Raw genomic sequence first — 24,252 nt, 5'->3', positions numbered from 1 at the left:
ACAGGGCTCAGAGGGTCGCGAATGCCGCAACGGGGCTGGCCAGCAGGCCGACGCCCGCGAGGATCAAGGCCAGCCTTGGCCGATACGGCAACAGCAACACCAGCAACAGCCCGCTGAGCATCAGCACCGCGCACCAGTCCACCAGGCCCCGACTCCAGCCGGCCATGTGCACCGCCGGCCAGATCGACAGCGCCAACAGCAGCCATCCGCCCACACGCAACCCCAGGCGCCGCCGTGGCGAAGGTTTGCTGTGCAGCAACTCGCCGTGGTGACGGTCCAGGGACAGGCACAGCGCAACAAAACCTGCGTAGCACAGCAACAAGGCCAGCAACATCAGTGCACCTCGCCTTTGAGGGTCAGTGGGCGGGCGCGCTCGGCCCGGGGCTGCACGGCGCTGCGGTGCTGCATTTTCCAGGCAGCCCAGGCCAGGAACAGGCCGCTGCCCAGGCACGTCAGGTCAAAACCGGCCATGGCCCAATCACCCTTGGCCAGCGACACGCCCAGATGCTCGGAAGTGGTCAGCGCATTGAGCAGCGGCACCGCCATAAACAGCACGGCGCCCAGGCCCAGTTGCTCGATCCAGGCGCGGCGGCCACGGCGCAGCATGGCGTGGAGCAAGGTCAGGCCCCAGGCGATAAAGAAGCTCTGCACTTCCCAGTCCGAACGCTCAGCGAAGGTCGCAGGCAGCAGGCGATTGGCCCAGAAAAACACAGCAATGGCGATGAGCAGCCCGGACATACTGGCCAGGTTCAGCACTTCCACCAGGCGCAATTCAAACGGCATCACCCCGGTTTTTGCGTGCTTGAGCTGCCGCTTGCCCAGCCAGATCACCAGGCCGGTGCCAATCATCGCCGTGCCCGCCAGGCCGCAGATAAAGTACAGCCACCGCAGCACCGGGCCAGCAAAATGCCCCATGTGCAGGCCATAGAAGCTGCCCCCAATCGCCATCGGCAGCGACTGTTCGGCACTGACCCGTAGCAGCTCGCCAGTGTTGCCATTAAACGACACGGTACTGCCGAAATCATGCACCACCCGGTCAGAGCCGGCGCGGGAGACATTGACCGAGGCATTCACGTCGCCAGGGTTGTTCACCGCCAGCCGCCCCACATGACCACCGTCCCACTGCGCCCGCGCCTGTTCCACCAGCGGCGCCAACGGCAGCAGTTTGCCCGGCTGGCCGAGGGCCGGCGCGTTGTCGGTGGCGGGGAACAATTCATTGAAGAAGGCGCGGGTGTCGCCGTCATAGGACGCAATGATGCTGGCGGGCATGACCATGGTCATGAAAATCACCAGGCTGCTGTAGGTGATCATCAGGTGGAACGGCAACACCAGCACGCCGACCGCATTGTGCCCATCGAGCCAGGAGCGCTGGCCCTTGCGCGGACGGAAGGTGAAGAAGTCCTTGAAGATTTTCTTGTGGGTGATGATCCCGGTGATCAGCGCGACGAACATCACCATCGCGGCGATAGTCGACAACCAGCGGCCCCACGGATGGGGCATCTGCAACTGGAAGTGGAACCGGTAGAAGAACTCGCCGCCCATGGTTTCCCGGGCCTGGAGCTGTTCGCCGGAGACCGGGTCGAGCATTTTCTCGATGAAATTGCCGCGCCGGCCAGGGTCGATCTTGTCTTGCCACATCACCGATAAACCGGGGTCGCGGCTATCGGGCAAGCCGATAAACCAACGGGCCGCCGTGGGTGCGTGCTGTTCCAGGTAGCGCTGCGCCACGGCCACGCTGCGCGCATCGTCCACGGCATGGGCGGGTACTTCCGGCTGCATCCAGTGGGTGATTTCGCCCTTGAAGTAAGACAGGGTGCCGGTGAGGAAAATCGCGAACAGCAACCAGCCGAAAATCAACCCGGCCCAGGTGTGCAACCAGGCCATTGCCTGACGGAAACCCTCTTTCATGGGCGCCCCATCCAATAGGCCAGGCCAGCCAGGGTGGCCAATATCGCGCACGGCACCAGCACGCCAAACCAGGCGCGGGCCGCACTGCGGCAGGCAAAGCACCAGATCACCGCCAGCAGGTAGAACACAAAGGAACTGAGCATGCCACTGACCACCGCATCGGCGCGCGATAGTGGCAGCCAGAAGCTCAGGCACACGCTGGCCAGGGACGCCAACACATAGCCGCCGACGACAGCCGCCAGCAGGCGCGACGTCACACCGAGGCGATAGGAAAGAGGAAGTGAGGCTTTGCTTTTCATGCCAGTGGCGCCTGGTTTATCAGGGGCGGGAGTTTAATGATAAATATTCTCATAAGCAAAAGAGAACGACGAACATCAAATGTACCTTGCCTGCAATGGCGGTGGGTCAGTGGATATACAGGTGGCTGAACCACCGCCTTCGCGGGCAAGCCCACACAGGGGATCTCGGCGAGGCAGGGAGTTTTGGACATGCCCCAAAACAAATGTGGGAGCTGGCTTGCCTGCGATAGCGGTGGGTCAGTTAACGCATAGGTGACTGACACAGCGCTATCGCAGGCAAGCCAGCTCCCACAGGTGACTGGCGGCTATAAAAGCGGCTATCGGTCTTCTGCCGATTGCTGAATGCCATCTCGCCGCCTACAATGCGAACAATTCTCGTTACCTAAAGCATGCAGATGCTGCCGGAGTGTTCGCGTTGCGGCCGTCCAATACCGTCGAAGTCCTGTATCACGACCATCACCACTGGCTGACCGGCTGGTTGCGACGCAAGCTCGGCTGCCCGCAAAGTGCCGCAGACCTGGCCCAGGATACGTTTATCCGGGTGTTGACCGCCCGCGAGACACCGACGCTGATCGAGCCCCGCGCCTTCCTCACCACCATCGCCAAGCGCGTGCTGTTCAACCACTACCGCCGCCAGGACCTGGAACGCGCCTACCTTGATGCGCTGGCGCAAATGCCCGAGTTCGCTGCGCCGTCGGAAGAAGAGCGGGCAATCATCCTGCAAACCCTGATGGAGCTGGACCAGTTGCTCGACGGTTTGCCAGTGCTGGTCAAGCGTGCCTTCCTGCTGGCCCAACTCGATGGCCTGACCTACGGGCAAATCGCTGCCGAACTGGGGATCTCCATCGCCACCGTCAAACGTCATCTGAATAAAGCCGCCATGCGCTGCTATTTCGCCCTATGAACCCCACCGCGAACTTCTCGACCCAAGTCGCCGAGCAGGCGGTGCAGTGGCTGATGCAAATGCAGCAAGGCCCGCTCAACCCGCGCCAACAGGCAAACTGGCAGCATTGGCTGGATGCCCATAGCGAGCATCAACGGGCGTGGGAGCATATACAGCGTGTCAACCAGCGCTTGCGCGGGATGCCCTCGCCCCTGGCCCATGCGGCGTTGAACGCACCGCAATCCAGTAGTCGGCGCCAGGCCCTGAAGCTGTTGTTGATTCTGGGCGCCGGTTCGGCAGCGACCTGGGGCTTGCGCCAGCAGCACTTGATCCCGCCATTGACCGCCGACTACCGCAGCCCCCTCGGCCAGCGGCGCAAGGTACAACTGGCCGATGGCAGCCAACTGCAACTCAATACCGCGAGTGCGGTGGATGTGCAATTCGATGGCCCACAACGGCTGATCCGCCTGCTCGAAGGCGAGATATTGCTGCGCGCCAACACTCCACTGCAGATCATCACCAGCCAGGGCATCGTCACCACTCAGGCGGCGCAGGTGAACGTGCGCCAGTTCAACGATCACACCCAGGTCGCGGTGCTGGACGGCCAGGTGCAAATGTCACCCAAGTCCTACAGCGGCCTACCCCTGACCCTGGAAAAATCCCACCTGGCCAACCTCACCCGCAAAGGCTGGGATATGCCGCGCCCCACCGATGCCAATACGGGCGCCTGGGCCGACGGCATGCTGGTGGCGTCGCACATGCGCCTGGCAGATTTCCTCGAGGAACTGAGCCGATATCGCCGTGGCCAATTGCAGTGCGATCCACAGGTGGCGAACTTGCTGATCTCCGGCAGCTACCCGTTGGACGACAGCGAACGCATCCTCGACCTGCTGCAAATCAGCCTGCCGGTCAAAGTGCGACGTTTTACCCGTTACTGGGTCAGCGTCGAAGCCCGCGTTTAAATTATTTTCGGCAAACGTGAGCCGTTTTCCGGACCTCGCGTGACAGAGAGGGAAAGCCACCCAGTTTCCCACCTCTGAGGAACGTTCTTCATGCCCCTGCAACCGACTCGCCTGACGCCACTTACCCGCACGCTGCGCCACTTGCTGCTGGGCGCGAGCCTCAGTTTCAGCGCCCTGCCCTACGCCATGGCGGCCGAGGCCAAGCCTTATCAGATCGCCCCGACGTCCCTGGAGGCCGCGCTGAATCAGTTTGGCCGTGAAGCCGGCGTGCTGATTTCCTTTGGCTCGGAAGTGACCGCCGGCGTACAAAGCCAGGGCCTGACAGGCAACTACACCACCGAGCAAGGTTTGAACGCATTGCTCAAGGGCACCGGCCTGCAAGCCCGCGCCGAAGGTAACAACGCCTACAGCCTGCAACCGCTGAACGCGCCGGCCACCCTGGAGCTGGGCACGTCCAATGTCGTGGGCGACTGGCTGGGCGATGCCGCACAAACCAACGTCTTCGAACACCCCGGCGCCCGTGATGTGATCCGTCGCGAAGAGTTCGAGCGCCAGGGCGCAACCCAGGCCAGGGACGTGCTCAACCGCATTCCCGGGGTCAACGCTCCAGAAAACAACGGCACCGGCAGCCACGACATGGCGCTGAACTTCGGCATTCGCGGGCTCAATCCGCGCCTGGCGTCACGCTCGACGGTATTGATGGACGGGATTCCGGTGCCCTTCGCCCCGTATGGCCAACCGCAACTGTCGTTCGCGCCGGTCAGCATGGGCAACATGGATGCAGTAGACGTGGTGCGCGGCGGCGGCGCCGTGCGTTACGGGCCGCAAAACGTCGGCGGCGTAGTCAACTTCGTGACCCGGGCGATTCCGGATGCACCGACGGTCAAGGGTGGCCTGCAGACCGAGACCAGCCCATCCTCCAGCCATGATGGCTTCAAGACCACCGGCAATCTGCTGGCGGGTGGCACCGCCGACAACGGCCTGGGCGGCGCGATCCTGTATTCCGGCACCCGCGGCGGTGACTGGCGAGAACACAGCGACACACAAATCGACGACCTGATCCTCAAGGGCAACTACCAACTGGACGAAGCCAACAGCTTCAATGCCATGGCCCAGTACTACGAAGGTCAGGCCGATATGCCCGGTGGCTTGAGCACTGCGGCCTACAAGGCCGACCCGTATCAGTCCACCCGCCCCTACGACAAATTCTGGGGCCGCCGTACGATGTTTAACGTCGGCTACCGCTACCAGGAAGATCGCCGGGAATTCACCGTCAACAGCTTCTTTACCAAGACCCTGCGCAGCGGTTATCTGGACCAGGGCAGCTTCCTTTCGCTGTCACCGCGCGAGTATTGGGTACGCGGCCTGGAAACGCGCCTGGCCCAGGGCTTCGACCTCGGCCCGACCAGCCACGAAGTCGGTGTGGGCTACCGTTACATCAACGAAGCCGGGCATGAATTGCGCTACCGCACGCCGATTGCGGCCAACCAGCAACTGCCCAACTCCGACAGCCGCAACGACCGCGACACCCGGGGTGGCACCGAAGCCAATGCATTCTTTATCGACGACCGGATCGATATCGGCAAGTGGACCATAACCCCTGGCATCCGATACGAGATGATCAAGTCGCAACAGACCAACAACCTGACCAACGTCAAATACAAGGGCGACTACAACACCGCCTTGCCGGCGTTGAACGTGCTCTATCACCTGACCGACGACTGGAACCTGTACGCCAACACCGAAGGCTCCTTCGGCAGCGTGCAGTACAGCCAGATGCCCAACCGTGTGAGCAGCGGCGCGGTCAAGCCGGAAAAGGCCCGCACCTGGGAAGTCGGCACCCGCTACGACAACGGCGCGCTGCGCGCGGAAATCGGTGCGTTCCTGATCAACTTCGACAACCAGTATGAAAGCAACCAGACCAACGACTCGGTGATCGCCCGGGGCGAAACCCGGCACCAGGGCATCGAGTCCAGCCTCAATTATGCTCTCGATGGCTTGAGCCCGGCGCTGGCCGGTTTTGATGTGTACGCCAGCTACGCCTACGTCGATGCAACCATCCGTGAAGACGGCCCGAACAAAGGCAACCGCGTGCCGTTCTCGTCCAAGCACAAAGGCACCCTGGGCGTGGGCTACACCGAAGGTGCATGGAAGTTGAACCTGGACAGCACCTACCAGAGCAGCCAATTCGCCGACAACGCCAACACCCGGGCTGAAAGCGTGGACGGCAGCACCGGGCGCATTCCTGGCTACATGCTGTTCAGCAGCCGCGCGGCCTATGACTTCGGCCCGCAATTGTCGGACTTGAATGTGGCGGTGGGGGTGAAGAACATCTTCAACACCCAGTACTACACCCGCTCGTTTGACGACAACAACAAGGGCAAATACGTGGGCGAACCGCGCACGGTGTACGTACAGACCTCGGTCGCATTCTGACGGCCGGACTACCGGCTTACTGTAGGAGCGAGCTTGCTCGCGAAAAGCTTGAGAACACCGCGTGCCCGCAGGATCTGCGCGTTGTCCTTTACGCTCTTCGCGAGCAAGCTCGCTCCCACAGTGAAGCGTTCATCAGACACAAAAAAACGGGCCTGCATCTGCAGGCCCGTTTTGTATGGGGTTGAAAAACACTCAGCAATCAGCTGTTAAGCGCAGCCTGTTCGTTTTCCAGGAATTCCTCTTCAAGCCCGGCTTCATCGACTTGGTTGTTTGGCGTGCTTTTCTCTGCACGCGGCTTGCCTTGCAGCCTGCCGAACAGATGTTCCAGCGCGTTATCCAGTTTGGTGGCCGCCCCGTCGATCGCTTGTTCCAGGGTGTCGGCTTTATGGATAACCGAAATCGGTTGATGACCCTTTGGCCGCGCTTCCAGGCGGCAACTTAAATCGTGGGGGCCCGGCTTGTCGCCGTTCTCATCCTTCAAAAAGACTTCGATGCGGGTCAAGTCTTCTTCATAACGTTCGAGCGTGCTCTCAATGGTAGTACGTACCCACTCCTCCAGTCGGATGCTGCTTTCAATATGGTTATCGCTGTTGACTAGGATTTGCATAGTGTTTCCCTTATTTCAGCTAGCTCGCCAGAGATCACAACTGCAACACCGATGCGGTGAAACCATGACCTCTTGATTACACAATTGAGCACCTGAGAGAACAATTCAACCCCTACGCAAAGATAAATCCTACATTACAAATTAAGTCTGACAACCGCCCAAAGCGCTGTTATGGTCGGGAGTTGGGTACACCTGCTCACCTGCGTAAATCCTCACAATTGACCCTCTCCCAAGGGGTGCAATCCGCGAAAAATCTCCGCCTCCTCCACCAGCCAGTCATGCACCGCACGTACGCCGGGATGGTTCAGCGCGCCTGGCGCATACAGCAGCACGTAGCGTTTGTGATTCGCAACCGCGAGCCCGAACGGCACGATCAGGGTGCCACGCTCCAATTCATCATTGAGCAGGGTGCGCCGGGCAATCGCCACACCCATGCCGGCAATGGCAGCCTCGATGGTCAGGTGGTTGCGGTTGAAGGTGTGGCCGCGCCGCACGTCCGCGTCGTGATAGCCGATAGCATTCAGGTAAAACTCCCACTCCGCATACTCATAACTCCCACGCCAAGCGGTGATGTCGTGCAGTAACGGGAAATGGGCCAGGTCGGCCGGGCCGTGCAGCGGCGGCCGACCGCGCAACAGGCTCGGCGCGCACACCGGGAATATCTGCTCATCCAGCAAGGCTGTGGATAACAAACCCGGATAACTGCCGTCGTTAAGGTCGATGGCCAGATCGAAGTCGCCTTCGTGCAAGGCGATGCTGCTGTCTTCGGCCACCAGTCGCAGCTGGATATCCGGAAAACGCTGCTGCAAACGCGGCAGGCGCGGCGTCAACCACTTGCCGAGGAATGACGGAATGGAGCGCAGGCGCAAGGTGCCGCTGATCATCCCCGCATCCAGGCGCTGCAACTCGGCATCGATACTGCCGTAGGCCTCGCTCACCGTGATCGCCAGCCGCTGCCCTTCGGCACTCAACTCCACGCCGCGCGCCCGGCGATGAAACAGGCGAAAGCCCAGGCGCTCTTCCAATTGGCGAATCTGCTGGCTGACCGCACCGGGTGTGATGTGCAGTTCTTCGGCGCAACGGGTAAAGGACAGATGCCGTGCGGCGCAGGCAAATACGTGCAACCAGACATACGTCTGGGCATGCAGGGGGCGGGCCATAGAGTTTAGTCCTGCTAAAGGGTGTCTTAGGATAATTCGTTGGTCAGTGCCGATCTAGAGGGGCAGTATCGCGCCACTTCCGCTTGTCCTACAAACAATGGCAGCGATTTCCTACTCCATAGCTTGTAAGGCTTTAGCATGGCTATCAGTGTTTTTGATCTATTCAAGGTGGGCATCGGCCCGTCCAGCTCCCATACCGTCGGCCCCATGCGGGCGGCGGCCACCTTCGCCCAATCCCTCGCAGACCAACAAGTGCTGGAGCAAACCCAGCGCGTGGAAGTGCGCCTGTACGGTTCTCTGTCCGCCACCGGCGTGGGCCATGCCACCGACCGCGCCTGCGTGATGGGGCTGATGGGCGAATGGCCGGATCGGGTTGACCCTACCTCGATCGGGCCGCGTATCCAGCAGTTGCGCGAATCAGGCCGATTGTTGCTTGCCGGCACCCAAGAAATCTCCTTCAACTGGCAGCACGACCTCCTGCTGCTGGAGGAAAGCCTGCCCTACCACCCCAACGCCATGTCCCTGCATGCCCACGGGACAGACGGCCTGTTGAGCGAACAGACCTACTACTCGGTGGGCGGTGGTTTCATCATCGAGGCCGCGGAAGCCGAGTCGGGTATTGCTCCCACCAGCGATGTAGAACTGCCCTACGACTTTTCCAGTGCCGTCGAACTGCTGGCCCTGTGCAACAAGCACGGCCTGCGGGTTTCCGAATTGATGATGGCCAACGAGCGCGCCTGGCGCACTGACGAAGACATCCGTAGCGGCCTGCTGCATATCTGGTCGGTGATGCGCGAGTGCGTCGAGCAGGGCCTGCGTGATGAGGGCATCTTGCCCGGCGGCCTGGATGTACCGCGCCGCGCCGCCAAGCTGCACCGTAGCCTGCTGGAAATAGGCAAACCGAATGTGATCACTTCAACGTTGTCGGCCATGGAATGGGTCAACCTGTTCGCCCTCGCCGTCAACGAAGAAAACGCCGCCGGTGGGCGCATGGTCACCGCGCCGACCAATGGCGCGGCCGGGATCATTCCGGCAGTGCTGCACTACTACATGAAATTCAACGCCGACGCGTCTGATGATGATGTGGTCAATTTCTTTCTGGCTGCCGCCGCCGTCGGCATCCTGTGCAAGAAAAACGCCTCGATCTCCGGCGCCGAAGTCGGCTGCCAGGGCGAAGTCGGCTCGGCCTGCGCCATGGCCGCCGCAGGTCTGGCGGACATTCTCGGCGCCACCCCCGAGCAACTGGAAAACGCCGCCGAAATCGGCCTGGAGCACAACCTCGGCCTGACCTGCGATCCAGTCGGTGGCCTGGTCCAGGTGCCCTGTATCGAGCGCAATGCCATCGCCGCCGTCAAAGCCATCAACGCCACGCAAATGGCCCTGCGCGGCGACGGCAAGCACTTTATCTCCCTCGACCGGGTGATCCGCACCATGCGCGATACCGGCGCCGACATGCATGACAAATACAAAGAAACTTCACGGGGCGGCCTGGCTGTCAGTTGGGTGGAGTGCTGAGGAGCACGACTACCCGCCCCATACGTGAGCCCGCGCAAAAATAATAACGAGGCAATAACGATGACCGATGTACGTACACCTGCTGCCGAAAATCCCGCTTCTGTCACGCAAACCGTAACCACCGGCTGGACCAAGCACGACACCACCTGGATGCTCGGCCTCTACGGCACCGCCATCGGTGCCGGCACCCTGTTCCTGCCGATCAACGCCGGGGTCGGTGGCTTCTGGCCATTGATCATCCTGGCGCTGCTGGCCTTCCCCATGACCTTCTTCGCCCACCGTGGGCTGACGCGCTTTGTGCTGTCGGGCAAATCCGGCGACATTACGGACGTCGTGGAAGAACATTTCGGCGTTGGCGCCGGCAAGCTGATCACCCTGCTGTACTTTTTCGCCATCTTCCCGATCCTGCTGGTGTACAGCGTCGCGCTGACCAACACCCTCGGCAGTTTCATGGAACACCAACTACACATGACCCCGCCCCCACGGGCGATCCTGTCCCTGGTACTGATCCTCGGCCTGATGGCCATTGTGCGTTGCGGCCAGGGCGTGATCGTCAAGGCCATGAGCGTGCTGGTCTACCCGTTTGTCGCCGCCTTGCTGTTGCTGGCGCTGAGCCTGATCCCCAACTGGAACGGTGCGTTCTTCGCTTCGGCCAGCGAGGGCATGCCCCTGCCGGCATTCTTCAAGACCCTGTGGCTGGCGATTCCGGTGATGGTGTTTTCGTTTAACCATTCGCCGATCATCTCGGCCTTCGCGGTGGACCAGAAACGCGTGTACGGCGCCCAAGCCGAACGCAAGAGCAGCGGCATCCTGGCCATGGCCCACGGCATGATGGTGCTCACCGTGATGTTCTTCTGCTTCAGTTGCGTACTGGCACTGTCGCCCGCCGACCTCGCGGCCGCCAAGGCACAGAACATCTCGATCCTGTCCTACCTGGCCAACCACTTCCAGACCCCGGTGATCGCCTACGCTGCGCCTTTGATCGCGCTGGTGGCCATCACCAAATCCTTCCTCGGCCACTACATCGGCGCCAGCGAAGGCTTCCAGGGCCTGATCGTCAAATCCCTGCGCGGGCGCAACCGCACCCTGTCGGCGCGCTGGCTGGAACGTTGCACCGCCGTGTTCATGATCCTCAGTTGCTGGGCCGTCGCCACCTTCAACCCAAGCATCCTGGGCATGATCGAAACCATGGGCGGGCCGATCATCGCGTGCTTGCTGTTCCTGATGCCGATGTACGCCATCCGCCGCGTGCCATCGCTGCGCCAGTATTCGGGCCAGGTATCGAACGTATTTGTGGTGCTGCTGGGGTTGATTGCGCTGTCTGCGGTCATTTTCTCGCTGGTGCCCTGAAACAGATCACCCTGTAGGAGCGGGCTTGCCCGCGATGGCGGTATGTCAGTCACTAAATGCTTGGTTGATCCACCGCAATCGCGGGCAAGCCCGCTCCCACAGGGGCAGCTCGTCGTCTGAAAAATGCCTGTACGGCACGCCCCTTGCTGTACACCCACTGAAGGAAAACGGAGCTTGTGACCGGTGGTCAGGCAACACGAACCAATCCCGATACCGGTCGTCAATCAGTGCATGTTCTTATCAGGCGGTAACGCACCATGGACAATCCTTTTCAGCTGATCACCGACACGTTCACCCCAAAATACCGGGTCAACCTGAGCATCCAGCGCCTGGACGGCAGCATCATGCTGACCCTCTCCGACGACAGCGGCGTGGTTGCCAAACGCATGATCAGCGCTGAACAGCGCAACGACCCACAACGCCTCAAACGCCTGGTGCAAAGCGTGCAATTCGGTATTGCCATTGAACAGGGGCACAGCGCCATGGAGATCCTGGCGGTGATGACCGACGGCGACAGTCACAAACTGCTGCAGCGCCCACCGAGCAACCGGCCGTCGATCACGGCCGGGCTCTGACTCAGGACTCGGACTTTTCCTTGACCGATGGGTAGCGCGACGACGCAAAGCGCACCACCAGGATGGCAAACGCCAACAGCAGAATCCCACCGCACAGGTAAATGATGCCCAGGTCCGGGGCATTGTGGTGAGACACGTCGCCGATCAGCAGACGGGTCAATGCGGTGATTGCCACGTAGAGCAGGAAGCGGATGGGCATGTGGTTGGTCTTGAAATAGATCCCCACCATGGCGCCCAACTCCAGGTAGATAAACAGCAACAGGATGTCATCAACGCTGATGCCACCTTTTTGCAACATGTCGATAAAGGTCAGCACAGCCGCATAGGCAGTGATTGCACCGATGCCAAACAGCGCCAGATAGTGAAACGCCTCCACCGCCAGATTGCCCAGGGAATCTGCGTTTGCGTGCAAGCTTTTGCGCACTTTGTCGGCCCACTTCATTTCTGTCATTACTCACCACCACTGTTTAAAAAATAGCCAACTGTTTGCCATTGCCTAAGCCATGCTTTGGCCCGGGGGATATTGCCCGTTTGGCATGACGATTTCTCTGCATGCAGAAAGAAGGCCAGAGATTGCAGAATGAGATGATGGTGGAATGACAGGAGACACGCATACAGAAAAACACATTAACTCTGAGCATCCGAGAGGCCGGTTTATCAGGGATACCGTTGGCGCGCATGCAAGACCGAGAGTACCCGGATGTAGTCCGTCACTTGATAAACAACCAGATAATTTGGATGAACCACCATCTCCCGCGTGCCGATAACACGTCCGGGTCGGTAAAGATGGGGCCTACGGGACAGAGCCAGTACAGAGGCTTCTATTGCCTGGTTTAGCTCAAGTGCTGCGACTAAATTGCGGTCACTGATGTAACTAATAATTTGCTGGAGTTGCTCCCGCGCTGCGGGCGCCCACTCAATCAGCATCGCCTTTGTTGCGCTTGGATGCGATCAGGGCGCGCATCTCAGCCATCACCTCATCATGAGGAATACCTGGCCTTGGGTCATCAAGAGCGGCTTGCACCTTGGCGCGAAACCACCGGTCATAGCTGTCGGCCTGCTCTTCACTCTCTGCGGGGGTAGCAGAAGAAAAGGAAGTGTCCATAAAAGCCTCCATTGTTGATGAAGAAGGAGTCTAGTCGTTGCTGTTTTGACTGTCGTGCTCAAAGCGATGAAGTGAGTCTGGGGGGGTGGGCATGGCGTATCTCTTCTTGATCGAATGGATATCCAGCACCGTCTGCCGCCAAGCAGATTGGGTGACGGACCGCTAAGAAGAAACCCAGCACCCCGCCTCGACACAGGAAAGCAGGCGTAAAAACACCAGCGTTCTTGATGGGGGTTGTTGCGCTATCTTCTACCGGGCCGACAAGCCCAATCGCTGCATACGCAGCGCCCGAGGAAGGTAAGCCACCGGACAAATCCAGCGCAACCCCGGCAAGTTGTCAGAAATTTTCCTTTGTAGCAAAGCCCCATTTCCCGACTACATTAAAAAGCTGCTACCCAAACCCCCTGGATTGGCTTATCCTTTTAGCTGTATATAAATACAGTAGTCGCAATAGACAACTATCGTGAAGGCATGTGAGGTGGTGAATGGCCGTCGAAGTGGTATACCGCAGCAGCCGAGATCTGGAGCGTTTGTTCATGGATAAAGCCGAAGCTGACCGTCATGACAAGATGCTTGAACTCGCTGAGTTGCTCGCAGAAGTGTTGCAAAAAGCCGTGCCGTCCCTCAGTGAGCAGCAGGTGGAGGAAGCCGGGATCTACATGGCGAAGAATCGCGATGTGTTTGCCAAGGCGTTCAAGAGCCAGCCGGACGCGCTGTCCGAGTTGCTGAACCCCGCGGCGGAATAAAGCCCGAATTGAACAGGCCCTGAATCGATGATTCAGGGCCTTTTTAATAAGTGCTAGGCGTACAGCAGGCGCTCGGCCAGTTCATCGGCAACCCGCGCGGGTGAGCGTTTTTCAGCTTGGGCGTGGGCGAAGATTTCGGTCAGGCGTGTACCGATGTTGGACAGGTGTGCGGTGATAGTCGCCAGGTCCGCGCCACCGTGCTTGAGGGCGACGTAGATCAGGCCGCCGGAGTTGATCACGTAATCCGGTGCGTAGAGGATGCCACGTGCCTCCAACTGGTCGGCCACTTGCAGGTGGGTCAGTTGTGCGCTGGCCGAGCCGGCCACGGCGGCGCAGCGCAGTTGGGCGACGCTCTGGCGATTGAGCACGGCGCCCAGGCCGCAGGGCGCGAGGATGTCGCACGGGGTGCTGAGCAACGCATCGTTGGCAATCGGGTGGGCGCCCAGTTGCTCCATGGCCAGTTGCACTTTGCCAGGGTCGATATCACTCACCAGCAATTCGGCGCCGGCGGCGTGCAGTTGTTCGGCCAGGGCGTAGCCGACGTTGCCCAGGCCCTGGATTGCCACTCGCAGGCCTTCGAGGTTGTCGCTGCCCAGGCGGGCCATGGCGGCGGTGCGGATGCCGGCGAATACGCCCATGGCCGCATGGGGTGACGGGTCGCCGGCGGCGGTGGTGCTGGTGACAAAACGTGTGTGCTGGGCGATGCAATCCATGTCGGCCACGGAAGTGCCGCTGTCGATGGCAGTGATGTAGCGGCCATCGAGCTGCTCGATACACCGGCCGAAGGCTTCGAACAACGCGGCGCGGCTTTCGACATGGGCGGGACGGATGATCACCGCGTTGCCGCCGCCTACCGGCAAACCGGCCAGCGCGGCTTTGTAGCTCATGCCCTGGGCCAGGCGTGCGGCGTCGGCCACGGCGCTTTCGTCGTCGGGGTAAGCCAGGTAGCGACAGCCACCCAGGGCCGGCCCCAGGCGACTGCTGTGAATGGCAATGACCGCCTTCAACCCGGTCACCGGGTCAACGCTCAGGTGCAGGGATTCAACGCGGGTGCTGTGCATGAGAGCAAACATCGTCGAGCTCCCGAATGACTGCTTGTAGTCGCCAAGTATAGGCCGCCGGGAAAAGGTTGCAGGAGCGCGCAGGAATAAGCAGCCCGTAATTACAGGCTTTGCGACATAACCAGGTAGGCCAGGTCCTAAGGGACTGGACGAAAGTTCTCGGCAAGGCTAAAACGGGACATCCGACGGAGAATGCAATGAATCCCCGCCAAGCCTTTTTCGACTGCCTGCACCGCTCGCCTCCGGCGCTGTTTGAAGCCGCCTTATGGATCGCTGCCGAGCACGACCCTACCGTAGAGCCACGGGCGATCCTGGCTGACTTCACTGTGCTGCACCAGCAGGTCAGCCTCGGCATGCCGCTGCTGCCGGCCGATGAACTGGGCCAGCCGTTGCTGCGGATAATGAATGACCTGGGGTTCGCCCAGGACGACTTCACCCCCTTGCGCCCCGCCGCCGCGCTGTTGGACAAGGTGTTGCAGCGTCGACGCGGGCAGCCCCTGGCCCTGGGTCTGATTGCCCTGGAGTTGGCGCGGCGCCTGGGGATTCCCATGGCCGGGGTCAACTTTCCGGGGCACTTCCTGCTACGGGTGAGCGGTGCCGATCATTTGCTCGATCCCTGTGGCGGGCGACGGCTGTACCCCAACGACTGCCGCGAATTGCTGCAACGCCAGTACGGCCCCAATCTCAAGCTGCAAGCCGAACACTTGCGCAGCGCCGAACCGCGGCTGATCCTGCAACGGCTGTCGCGCAACCTGCGGCAACTGCACGTGGCCAATGACAATCACCTCGCGGCGCTGATCGATGCCGAACGGGTGCTGGAACTGGGCGACGCCAATGCCGCCGACTATCTGGCGCGGGCCAGTCTGTACAAGCATCTGGATTGCCCGAATGCCGAGCGCTTCGACCTTGAGCATGCGCTGTTGCTCAGCGAGGATCCGGTGCAGCGACTCAGACTGACTGAACGCCTGGGCCACCTGCCACCTGGCGCGGTGGTGCATTGAATGGGGGCGACCGTTAGACCGCGTCGCCCCCATCGCAGCCGCGCCGGGCTCGACAGTTCCCACAGATAAGCATGGTGTTCTTCAGGTTTTGAGGATATCGCCACGCAGTGAATCTTTTGGCGCCTTGGCCTCGGGCGAACGCACCTGAATGATCAGTAACGCGGCAATCACCGCCGGAATCGCACAGAAGAAGAAAATCTGCTGCACCGGTACATGCATCGCCAGCAGCATGCTGCCAAACAGTGGCCCCAGGATCGAACCAAAGCGCCCGACACCCAACGCCCATCCCGTGCCAGTGGCCCGCACATGGGCCGGGTAGAAGTTGCTGGCAAACGCATTGAGGGTCAACTGGCCGCCAATGATGCAAAAGCCCGCCGCAAACACAGATGCCACCAGGTAACGCGGGTTATCGTGATTGAGCCCCAGCAGAATCGTGCACACCGCCGCTGCCGCCAGCACACCCGAGAGCAAGCGCACTTTGCTTTTCAGGCGGTCGGCAAACCAGGCCATGCCAATCGCGCCCAAGGTGCCGGCGAACAGGAACATCGAGGTCACCAGGTTGGCTTTATTCAAGGCCATGCCACTTTCCAGCAACAGTGACGGCAACCAGCTGATCATGAAATACAGCAGGATCAGGCTGACGAAAAAGGTCGACCAGATCAGCAACGTTGGCCGCGCATAACCATTGCGGAACAACTCCACCACCGTCAGTTTGCTGCCCTGTTCCTGGCGATTCTGTTGTTCGCTGGCCGCCGGTGCCTGCCAGCCGGGCAGCATGCGCGCCGTGACTTTTTGCAGGCGCGCATAGGGCGGCGCATCGCGCAACAAACGCGGTAAGGACTCAGGCAGCAGCCATGCCAGAAACGGGAACAACAGCAATGGCGTCACGCCGCCGGCGAGGAACACCGCCTGCCAGCCGAAGCTGTCGATAAAGCCCGCCGCAACAAAACCACCCGCCGCCCCGCCGAACGAGAAGCCACAGGCCGCCAACGTCACCATCAAGGTGCGCATACGCGGTGGCGAGTATTCCGACATCAACGCCATGGCGCTGGGCATCGCGCCGCCCATGCCAATGCCGCAGATAAAACGCGCGACCATCAGCGTTTCGAGGGAATTGGCGAACACCATCAACACCGTGAGGCTGGCGTAGATCAGTACGCAAGCGAGCAAAATTCGGCGCACGCCGAAGCGATCAGCCAAGGGCGTCACGGCCAGCGAGCCGAGGGTCAGCCCCAGCAGGTTGGCACTGAACACAGGGCCGAAGGCGGCTTTTTCCAGGCCCCAGTCCTGGGCCAGGGCCGGGACCACGTAACCCAGCACCTGGGCATCGTAGCCATCGGTCACCAGCAACAACGCCAACAACAGAAGAATCAACCACTGATAGCGCGACACCGGACGGGCGTCGAGTGCCGCGCGAAAGCTGGCAATCTGATTGTGCATCGCAAGGTACCTGTTTTGTTTTTATGGGGTATCACTTGTGGGAGCTGGCTTGCCTGCGATGGCAGTGTGTCAGTCAACACCGTCATCGCAGGCAAGCCAGCGCCTACATTGATCTAGGGGGTGTCAGGTTGGTTGGAGGGATGGGCCTGGATAAATGCAGGATGTTTGGCAGCCAAGGCTGCGACGCGCAGGATCCGTGGATAGCTGTCCAGCGCCACTTTGAAGCGCTCCGCCGCGTACAACTGAGGGATCAGAAAGGTATCCGCCAAGCCAGGCTGCTCGCCAAAGCAGTAACCCTGGTCGCCGATCAATTGCTCGACGGCGCCCAGGCCCTGGCTGATCCAGTGCCCGATCCATGCCAGCAACTGCGCTTCGTCATGCCCCCACTGGCGCAGGAGGTTCTGGGTGCTGGAGTTGTGCAGCGGGTGAATGTCACAGCCGATGATCGCGGCCACCGCGCGCTCATGGGCGCGGGTCGCCAGGTCCTCGGCCAGTAGCGCGGGCTGTGGATAACGTTCATCCAGGTACTCGATGATCGCCGGCGACTGGATCAGCAACTCGCCTTCATCGGTGCGCAAGGCCGGGACACGGCCCTGCGGGTTGATCGCCAGGTATTCGGGCTGGCGATTGGCGCCGCCCTTGGGTACCAGCAGGTTGACTGGCAGCGCGGTGAACGCCAGGCCCTTGAGGGCCAGGGCAATGCGCACCCGATAGGACGCCGTGGAACGGTAGTAGGTATAGAGTTCCATGCCCCTGCCCTCTTAGCGCGCCGCGACTACGGTGCCACGGCATTCGCCAAAGCCGATGGAGGCAAATCCATCACGCTGGCAGCGGGCACGCAGGATGATTTCGTCGCCGTCTTCAAGGAACTTGCGCACCTCGCCCGAGGCCAGTTCAATCGGCTTTTTCCCGTCTTCGGTGATTTCCAGCAAGCTGCCGAACTGGCCGGCCGCCGGGCCCGACAAAGTGCCCGAACCAAACAGGTCGCCCGCCTGCAATTGGCAGCCGTTGACACTGTGGTGCGCAACCATTTGCGCCACGGTCCAGTACATGTGCTGGGTGTTACTCAGGGTCAGGCGATGGGCCGGCAGGTTCTGCTCGCGCATCGCGGCGGTGGTGAGCAGTACTTCCAGTTCGATATCAAAGCCACCAGCGGCCTGGTCGCGGCTGTCCAGCAGGTACGGCAGCGGTTGTGGATCACCGGCCGGCCGCGCGGGCTGGGCCTTGCGGAACGGTTCCAGGGCTTCGGCCGTGACCACCCACGGCGAGATGCTGGTGATGAAGCTTTTGGACAGGAACGGCCCCAGCGGCTGGTATTCCCAGGCCTGGATATCCCGCGCCGACCAGTCGTTGAGCAGGCAGAAACCGGCGATATGCTCGGCGGCGTCGCCAATGGCAATCGAGTCGCCCATGGCATTGCCCTGGCCGATCCAGATGCCCAGTTCCAATTCATAGTCCAGGCGTGCGCACGGGCCGAAGGTCGGTTCGCTGTGGCCGGCTGGCAGGGTCTGGCCCTTGGGCCGACGCACCTCGGTGCCGGAGGTGCGGATGGTCGACGCACGACCGTGATACCCGATCGGCACGTACTTGTAGTTGGGCAGCAAGGGGTTGTCGGGGCGAAACAGTTTGCCGACGTTCTGCGCGTGCTCGATGCCGACGTAGAAGTCGGTGTAGTCGTTGATTTTCGCCGGCAGGTGCATCTGGCAATCGCTGGCCAGGGGCAACACCTGGGCGCCCAGGGCTTGCAACTTGGCTTGCTGTTCGCTGCCCTCGGCCAGCAATTCCAGCAGGCGTTCGCGCAGGGCAACCCGCGGGCCGCGGCCCAGTTCGAAGAAGGCGTTCAATTGGCCGCCTGCCATGGCGTCGATGGCGCGGCGCGCTTCACCGTCAAACAGCTCACGGGCGGCCTGCAGATCAAAAATATGCTCGCCAATCGCCACGCCACTGCGCGGCGCCGAACCGTTGAGGCTGAAGATGCCCAGGGGCAGGTTCTGCAGGGGGAAATCCGTGTGACCGTTGGCCGAGGCCACCCAACTACGGGTGAGAGTGGACTGAGTCATGGTTTATCTCCGATTCGGGTTGAAGGTTGCCGGCAACGTGGCCCAGCAAGCGTCGTAAGTGTTTTGCAGTTGCGGGCAGTCCAGGGCGAACCGGGTCGGGCGCAGCACCTGGCTGGTCTCGAACATGAAGGCCATGGTGTTATCGATCTTGTGCGGCGCCAGGTCCACGGCGATGGCCTTGGTGCAGGTCTCGCCATCCGGGCCGTGGGCGCTCATGCAGCTGTGCAGCGACGCGCCGCCCGGCAGGAAGCCTTCGGCCTTGGCATCGTAGGCGCCCTGGATCAGGCCCATGTATTCGTTCATCAGGTTGCGGTGGAACCACGGTGGCCGGAAGGTGTTCTCGGCCACCATCCAGCGCGGCGGGAAGATCACGAAGTCGAGGTTGGCCAGACCATGGACGCTGGTGGGCGAGGTCAACACGGTAAAGATCGACGGGTCCGGGTGATCGAAACTCACCGTACCGATGGTGTTGAAGCGGCGCAGGTCGTATTTGTACGGCACGTTGTTGCCGTGCCAGGCCACCACGTTCAGCGGTGAGTGGTCCAGGGTGCAGCCCCACAATTGGCCGAGGAACTTCTGCACCAGGGGCGTGGGTTGGGACAGGTCTTCGTAGTGGGCGACCGGGGTCAGGAAGTCCCGCGGGTTGGCCAGGCCATTGCTGCCGATCGGCCCCAGGTCCGGCAGGCGCAGCGGTGCGCCGTGGTTTTCGGCAACGTAGCCGCGCGCCTGAGCATCCAGCAGTTCGATGCGAAATTTCAGGCCCCGAGGCAGCACGACGATTTCCAGCGGCTCGACCTCCAACACGCCCAACTCGGTGGCGATGCGCAGGCGGCCTTGCTCGGGAACGATCAACAGTTCGCCATCGGCGTTAAAGAACACGCGCTCCATGGAGCGGTTGGCGCGGTAATGATAGATGCTGATGCCTGAGGGCTTTTCGGCGCCGGAGTTGGCCACCATGGCCACCAGCCCATCGATAAAGTCGGTGGGTTCTGCGGGAACATCCAACGGGTTCCAACGCAGGCGGTTAGGCGTGACCTCACCCAGCGGGCCACCGGCCAGTTGCCGTTCCAGTTTGATGAATGCAGGGTGATTGGCCGACGGCTGGATGCGATACATCCAGGTGCGTCGGGCTTCGCTGCGCACCATAGTGAAGGCGGTGCCGGAGAACAGCTCGGTGTACAGCCCGTAGGGCGCTTTTTGCGGGGAGTTCTGGCCGACCGGCAGTGCACCTGGCAAGGCTTCGCTGGCGAATTCATTGCCAAAGCCCGATTGATAATCGAGGGTCATGGATCGTCCTCAGTAAGGAAGTTGTTTTTATCGTAATCCAGTTACGCATAACGTAATTTGCTCCGTATCGACCGTCAAGCTATAAAGACCGCCATTCGTCTTTGGGACACACGTTCTCCATGGAAAAGCCGCCCGCCCCCCGCGACACCGGTAAACAGAAAGTCCGCTCGGCCGAAGTCGGCACCGACATCCTCAAGGCCCTGGCCGAACTGTCGCCGGCCACCTCCCTGTCGCGCCTGGCCGAACATGTGCAGATGCCCGCCAGCAAGGTCCACCGCTACTTGCAGGCCCTGATTGCCTCGGGTTTTGCCGAGCAGAACACCGCCACCAACCATTACGGCCTGGGTCGCGAGGCCCTGCGCGTGGGGCTGGCGGCGCTGGGTAGCATGGATGTACTGAAAGTCGCCACCCTGCCCCTGGCGCAGTTGCGCGATGAGTTGAATGAAACCTGCTTTCTCGCGGTGTGGGGCAACCACGGCGCGACCGTGGTGCATATCGAACCGGCCGTACGCGCGGTCACGGTGGTGACGCAACTGGGGTCGGTGCTGCCGCTGCTCAGCTCCTCAACCGGGCTGGTGTTCAGCGCCTTCTTGCCAGAGCGCGAAACCGTAGACCTGCGCGCGCAGGAGATCGAGGCCGGCACCGCCCATGCGCTGGCGGACGACCAGGCGTATAGGCATGCCTGTGAGCAGATTCGCCAGCGTGGCCTGCACTTTGTGCATGGTTTGCTGATGCCGGGAGTCGATGCGCTGTCGGCGCCGGTGTTCAACGCGATGGGGCAGGTGGTGGCAGTGATGACCGTGGTGGGGCCGACCTCGTTGTTCCATGCCGATGAAGATGGGCCGGCGGCCAGGCAATTGCTTGCGGCGAGCCAGGCGGTGAGTTGGCGGATGGGGTATCAGCCCTGACTGCACGCACGCGGGTAAATGTGGGAGACCCCACTACCTCTTCGACTTAGCGCTGTCGCGCATCAAACTGGATTCCCTGTGGCGAGCGGGCTTGCCCCGCGCTGGGCTGCGCAGCAGCCCCAAAACCAGTCTCTGCGCAGTATCGGGTACACCGCATTCGTCCTTTATTAGGGGCGCTACGCGCCCCAGCGCGGGCGATGCGGCGTTCCGACAAGCCCGCTCGCCACAAAAAACAGTCACTTAAGTAAAAAATTTAATCCTTTAAAATCAACAATTTATTTTATGTTTGATAAGAGCTGGCTGGCCTGCTCCTACATGCTGAGCTGCGTTGCTTGAAAATCAGGCCATCAGGCCCAGGGTCTTGGCCTTGGCCACCGCCTGGGTGCGGCGCTCCACCCCCAGCTTGCTGTGGATCCGCCGGGCATGGGTCTTTACGGTGTGCAGCGAGATAAACAACAGATCGGCAATTTCCAGGTTGGAGTTGCCCAGCGCAATCAGTTGCAGCACCTCCAATTCCCGCTGGCTCAGGGGGTTTTCTCCAGGTGCCGCCACCGCCTCTTGAGGTTCAAGCCCCAACTCACAGAGCAACCCCGGCTGGCGCAGGCGCAGTTCACGCACCGCCTGCTGCACCTGGCAGCGCGCCGCCAGGGCCAGCCCGGTTTGCAGCGAGCGCACCGCGTTCGCTCGCTCGCCCAGTTGCCAGGCCACCTCGCCCAACACCAAGTGCAGTTCCACCTCCAGGCATTGCATGCCGCGCTCGCGGGCAGTGTCGAGCAAGGCTGTGAGCCGCTGGATGGGCTGCTCGGCCTGGCGCAGTTTGACTTGGGCCAGCACCAACAGGTATTCCAGCCGGGGGATCAGTTCCAGGGTCGCCGGCGGTGCCTGTTTGGCCTGGGGGCCGTGATAGTGGCGCAGCACCCGGCTGACCGCTTCCTGGGTCAGCTCGGCCCGCCCCTGCTGTAACCAGAAATGCCCGCTGAGCAAGAGCAACACCGCCCGGTACACCGTGTCGGGCACGTGCCGGCGTTGCATCAGGCGTTCGGCGTCACGTAGCTGGATAAACGCCTGGGCGTAATCACCACGATTGGCCGCCAGCATCGCCATCCCAAGGAAACCATAGAGCACACGCTTGTCCTGGCTGTGCAAGCACATGCCCAGGCCGGCTTCGAGGCACTCGGTGGCCAACGCATCATGCCCCTGGCGCAAGGCCAGGTGGCCACGGCGCAAGGCTATCCGGCCCATCAATGGCCCCGCCTTGAGGCGCTGCTGCACCAGCATCGCCTGCACACCTTCCAACAGGCTCTGGGCCCGGTACGGTGCGCCTCGCTGTTCCAGCAGCTGCGCATGGTCAAGTTCCAGCACCGCCTCCAACAGCAACGAACCGTTGGCCCGCGCCAGGCACAACGCCTCACGGTTGAGGGCTTGGGCCACGTCCAGTTCGCCGCGCAGCAACGCTTGCTGGGTCAGGCCCGACAAGCACATTAACCGCGATGTCCAGGCACTGTCCGGCAAGTCATTCAACGCCTCCAGAAAATGCCCGCGCGCGGGTACCGCGTCCCCCCCAAGATGCAACAACCACCCCCACTGCGCCTGCCAGCGCGCCAGCAGATGCCGTTGCAGGGCGGCCGTAGGTTGCGGGGTGAAGCGCGCCAGTTGGTCGATACATTGCGCGGCCTGGTCGAAACGCCCGGCAAACAGCAAGGCAGCGGTGACCAGCCCCACCAGTTGCGCCGAGCCGAGCATCAACTCGTCGCCATGTTGCTCATGCAGGCGCAACAACAGCACGGCGTTTTGCTGGCGGAACAAGTCTTCAAAGCTGAAGTGCTCCAACAGGCTGACCGCCACTTCGTATTCCTCAGCCAACAGCGCCTGCTCAAACGCCGCCTGCCAGTCCTGGGCCGCGGTGAACCATTGGCAGGCGCGCCGATGCCAGGAGCGTCGGGCCGGCCACGGTTCGTCGCGCAGCAACTGGGCCAGGGGCGGGAAGACCTGCAGCCAGTCTGGCGAGTCGTCCCAGGGCTCGATGAACGCACCCAGGGCCTGAAGGTCGCGCAGGTAGCCGGCGCCATCGCCAAACCCGAACAGGTGCTCGCACAGTCCAGGGTTGAAACGCGGCAGATGTGCCAGGACGCGCCAGGCCTCCTCCAATTCTTCGGGCAACGTGCTGAACAGCTCGTGTTGCAGGTAATCGAGCAAGGTTTGCGAACGCCCATGCCAGGCGCCGCTGTCGGGATGGTTGTCGCCTTCGAGCAGGGCGATACGCACGCCTGCGCACCAGCCCGCAGAAAATTGCAGGACTTTGTCGGCAGACTGCCCGGCAGCGGCGTGGTGATCGAGCAGTTGCTGGACCTCGCGCTGATCGAACGCCAACTCGCTGCCGCCCCATTCCCACAGCTCATCATCGAGCAGCAACCGCGGCCAATTGCACGCCGGCCGACGTCGCGCGCCCAGCCACCAGGTCAAGGCCGGGCTACTCGAGGCCAGCAGCCGATCGAGCAAAGCATCCAATGCGGGCGCCGCCACCCGGCAATAGTCATCGAGAAACAGCCAGGCTGGCGTTTGCCAGCGGCTCAGGTCCAGCAACAAGCTGGCTTCATCGACAAACGCCAGGCCCAGGCTTTGTGCCAGGCGCTGGCACAGAGCATGAGGGTCCAATGCCGTACCGTTGAGCGCCAACCAATACACCTGGCAGCTCGCCGGTGCCTGCTGGGCGCATTCAGCCAACAAGGCGCTCTTGCCGCTGCCGGCCGGCGCGCACAGCAACCTTACCCGCGCCTGCGTCCCTAGCAACGGGTCGGCCAGGCGGGGGCGCAGCAAATGGTGGGAAGACAAACGTGGCATGAATCCAGGACGATCCAGGCGACGGGTCATGGCGGTCATTACAGCGTCCCTTTTTTATTTTTATGCGGCGTGCGGCCTACCGTAGTCCCCTCGATGGGCGTTGTTGAA

23 protein-coding genes are annotated in these 24,252 nt (G+C 61.6%); 9 read left to right on the top strand and 14 right to left on the bottom strand.

Annotation, left to right across the window (positions count from 1 at the left end; all coding sequences use genetic code 11):
- Nucleotides 1-7: 7 nt before the first annotated feature.
- Genes GDV60_RS05600 through GDV60_RS05590 form a run of 3 tightly spaced genes read right to left on the bottom strand, consistent with a single transcriptional unit; the run spans nt 8 to nt 2,207 of the window.
- The gene (locus GDV60_RS05600; protein ID WP_092233692.1) at nt 8-334 is read right to left on the bottom strand and encodes a DUF3325 domain-containing protein; all 327 of its coding nucleotides are present in this window, start codon (nt 332-334) and stop codon (nt 8-10) included.
- Nucleotides 334-1,908: a PepSY domain-containing protein gene (locus GDV60_RS05595; RefSeq protein WP_159906555.1), complete on the bottom strand. Its 1,575-nt coding sequence runs from the start codon at nt 1,906-1,908 to the stop codon at nt 334-336. The genes GDV60_RS05600 and GDV60_RS05595 overlap by 1 nt, the downstream gene beginning before the upstream one ends.
- On the bottom strand, nt 1,905-2,207 hold the full coding sequence (locus tag GDV60_RS05590) for a DUF3649 domain-containing protein (protein ID WP_029295523.1): 303 nt from the start codon (nt 2,205-2,207) through the stop codon (nt 1,905-1,907). Before GDV60_RS05590 ends, GDV60_RS05595 begins: the two co-directional genes overlap by 4 nt.
- Nucleotides 2,208-2,622: 415 nt before the next feature.
- On the opposite strand from GDV60_RS05590, the gene GDV60_RS05585 reads away from it, so the two are divergent.
- From GDV60_RS05585 to fecA, 3 genes are all read left to right on the top strand, one after another.
- Nucleotides 2,623-3,111 (top strand): sigma-70 family RNA polymerase sigma factor, encoded by a 489-nt coding sequence (locus GDV60_RS05585; protein ID WP_029295525.1) that lies wholly within the window; start codon nt 2,623-2,625, stop codon nt 3,109-3,111.
- Complete coding sequence (locus tag GDV60_RS05580) at nt 3,108-4,052, top strand: FecR domain-containing protein (RefSeq protein ID WP_029295527.1); 945 nt, start codon at nt 3,108-3,110, stop codon at nt 4,050-4,052. Before GDV60_RS05585 ends, GDV60_RS05580 begins: the two co-directional genes overlap by 4 nt.
- A 90-nt stretch (nt 4,053-4,142) precedes the next feature.
- Complete coding sequence (fecA, locus tag GDV60_RS05575; protein WP_159906553.1) at nt 4,143-6,488, top strand: TonB-dependent Fe(3+) dicitrate receptor FecA; 2,346 nt, start codon at nt 4,143-4,145, stop codon at nt 6,486-6,488.
- 199 nt (nt 6,489-6,687) lie between these two features.
- Here the strand turns inward: fecA and GDV60_RS05570 are convergent, their stop codons facing one another.
- Complete coding sequence (locus GDV60_RS05570) at nt 6,688-7,095, bottom strand: HPF/RaiA family ribosome-associated protein (RefSeq protein ID WP_029295532.1); 408 nt, start codon at nt 7,093-7,095, stop codon at nt 6,688-6,690.
- A gap of 212 nt (nt 7,096-7,307) precedes the next feature.
- Nucleotides 7,308-8,255 carry a LysR substrate-binding domain-containing protein gene (locus GDV60_RS05565; protein ID WP_029295534.1) on the bottom strand — a complete coding sequence of 316 codons (948 nt, stop codon included), beginning with the start codon at nt 8,253-8,255 and terminating at the stop codon, nt 7,308-7,310.
- Nucleotides 8,256-8,393: 138 nt separating this feature from the next.
- Here GDV60_RS05565 and GDV60_RS05560 point away from each other — a divergent pair, with 138 nt between their 5' ends.
- From GDV60_RS05560 to GDV60_RS05550, 3 genes are all read left to right on the top strand, one after another.
- Nucleotides 8,394-9,770: an L-serine ammonia-lyase gene (locus GDV60_RS05560; protein WP_159906551.1), complete on the top strand. Its 1,377-nt coding sequence runs from the start codon at nt 8,394-8,396 to the stop codon at nt 9,768-9,770.
- Between the two features lie 60 nt (nt 9,771-9,830).
- A complete protein-coding gene (locus GDV60_RS05555; protein ID WP_070996839.1) occupies nt 9,831-11,120 on the top strand; it encodes a serine/threonine transporter in 1,290 nt (429 codons plus the stop codon).
- Between the two features lie 257 nt (nt 11,121-11,377).
- On the top strand, nt 11,378-11,695 hold the full coding sequence (locus tag GDV60_RS05550) for a DUF3509 domain-containing protein (RefSeq protein ID WP_133715550.1): 318 nt from the start codon (nt 11,378-11,380) through the stop codon (nt 11,693-11,695).
- 1 nt (nt 11,696) lies between these two features.
- On the opposite strand, the gene GDV60_RS05545 is transcribed toward GDV60_RS05550, so the two are convergent.
- The 3 genes from GDV60_RS05545 to GDV60_RS05535 form a co-directional block, all read right to left on the bottom strand.
- A complete protein-coding gene (locus GDV60_RS05545; RefSeq protein ID WP_029295539.1) occupies nt 11,697-12,146 on the bottom strand; it encodes a phosphate-starvation-inducible protein PsiE in 450 nt (149 codons plus the stop codon).
- 206 nt (nt 12,147-12,352) lie between these two features.
- Nucleotides 12,353-12,622, bottom strand: coding sequence for a type II toxin-antitoxin system RelE/ParE family toxin (locus tag GDV60_RS05540; protein WP_070996835.1), 270 nt, complete (start codon nt 12,620-12,622; stop codon nt 12,353-12,355).
- Nucleotides 12,612-12,800, bottom strand: coding sequence for an antitoxin (locus tag GDV60_RS05535; protein WP_159906549.1), 189 nt, complete (start codon nt 12,798-12,800; stop codon nt 12,612-12,614). Before GDV60_RS05535 ends, GDV60_RS05540 begins: the two co-directional genes overlap by 11 nt.
- A 485-nt stretch (nt 12,801-13,285) precedes the next feature.
- Here GDV60_RS05535 and GDV60_RS05530 point away from each other — a divergent pair, with 485 nt between their 5' ends.
- The gene (locus tag GDV60_RS05530) at nt 13,286-13,546 is read left to right on the top strand and encodes a YebG family protein (protein WP_003188807.1); all 261 of its coding nucleotides are present in this window, start codon (nt 13,286-13,288) and stop codon (nt 13,544-13,546) included.
- A 53-nt stretch (nt 13,547-13,599) separates the two neighbouring features.
- Here the strand turns inward: GDV60_RS05530 and GDV60_RS05525 are convergent, their stop codons facing one another.
- The gene (locus GDV60_RS05525; RefSeq protein WP_029295541.1) at nt 13,600-14,619 is read right to left on the bottom strand and encodes a Glu/Leu/Phe/Val dehydrogenase dimerization domain-containing protein; all 1,020 of its coding nucleotides are present in this window, start codon (nt 14,617-14,619) and stop codon (nt 13,600-13,602) included.
- A gap of 185 nt (nt 14,620-14,804) precedes the next feature.
- Here GDV60_RS05525 and GDV60_RS05520 point away from each other — a divergent pair, with 185 nt between their 5' ends.
- A complete protein-coding gene (locus GDV60_RS05520) occupies nt 14,805-15,608 on the top strand; it encodes a SirB1 family protein (RefSeq protein ID WP_159906547.1) in 804 nt (267 codons plus the stop codon).
- Nucleotides 15,609-15,689: 81 nt separating this feature from the next.
- On the opposite strand, the gene GDV60_RS05515 is transcribed toward GDV60_RS05520, so the two are convergent.
- The 4 genes from GDV60_RS05515 to hmgA form a co-directional block, all read right to left on the bottom strand.
- A complete protein-coding gene (locus GDV60_RS05515; RefSeq protein ID WP_159906545.1) occupies nt 15,690-17,048 on the bottom strand; it encodes an aromatic acid/H+ symport family MFS transporter in 1,359 nt (452 codons plus the stop codon).
- A gap of 113 nt (nt 17,049-17,161) precedes the next feature.
- A complete protein-coding gene (maiA, locus tag GDV60_RS05510; RefSeq protein WP_070996829.1) occupies nt 17,162-17,797 on the bottom strand; it encodes a maleylacetoacetate isomerase in 636 nt (211 codons plus the stop codon).
- Between the two features lie 12 nt (nt 17,798-17,809).
- Nucleotides 17,810-19,108: a fumarylacetoacetase gene (fahA, locus tag GDV60_RS05505; RefSeq protein WP_159906543.1), complete on the bottom strand. Its 1,299-nt coding sequence runs from the start codon at nt 19,106-19,108 to the stop codon at nt 17,810-17,812.
- Between the two features lie 3 nt (nt 19,109-19,111).
- Complete coding sequence (hmgA, locus tag GDV60_RS05500) at nt 19,112-20,395, bottom strand: homogentisate 1,2-dioxygenase (protein ID WP_159906541.1); 1,284 nt, start codon at nt 20,393-20,395, stop codon at nt 19,112-19,114.
- A 119-nt stretch (nt 20,396-20,514) separates the two neighbouring features.
- On the opposite strand from hmgA, the gene GDV60_RS05495 reads away from it, so the two are divergent.
- Nucleotides 20,515-21,303, top strand: a complete 789-nt coding sequence (locus GDV60_RS05495) for an IclR family transcriptional regulator (protein WP_159906539.1) — start codon at nt 20,515-20,517, stop codon at nt 21,301-21,303.
- A gap of 339 nt (nt 21,304-21,642) precedes the next feature.
- Here GDV60_RS05495 and GDV60_RS05490 read toward each other — a convergent pair whose 3' ends face one another.
- The gene (locus tag GDV60_RS05490; RefSeq protein ID WP_159906537.1) at nt 21,643-24,183 is read right to left on the bottom strand and encodes a LuxR C-terminal-related transcriptional regulator; all 2,541 of its coding nucleotides are present in this window, start codon (nt 24,181-24,183) and stop codon (nt 21,643-21,645) included.
- Between the last annotated feature and the right edge of the window lie 69 nt (nt 24,184-24,252).

This window comes from Pseudomonas sp. DTU12.1, assembly GCF_009873475.1.
Lineage (GTDB): Bacteria > Pseudomonadota > Gammaproteobacteria > Pseudomonadales > Pseudomonadaceae > Aquipseudomonas > Aquipseudomonas proteolytica.
Note: the sequence above shows the minus strand (reverse complement) of the source record. Positions and strands in the feature narration are given on the sequence as shown.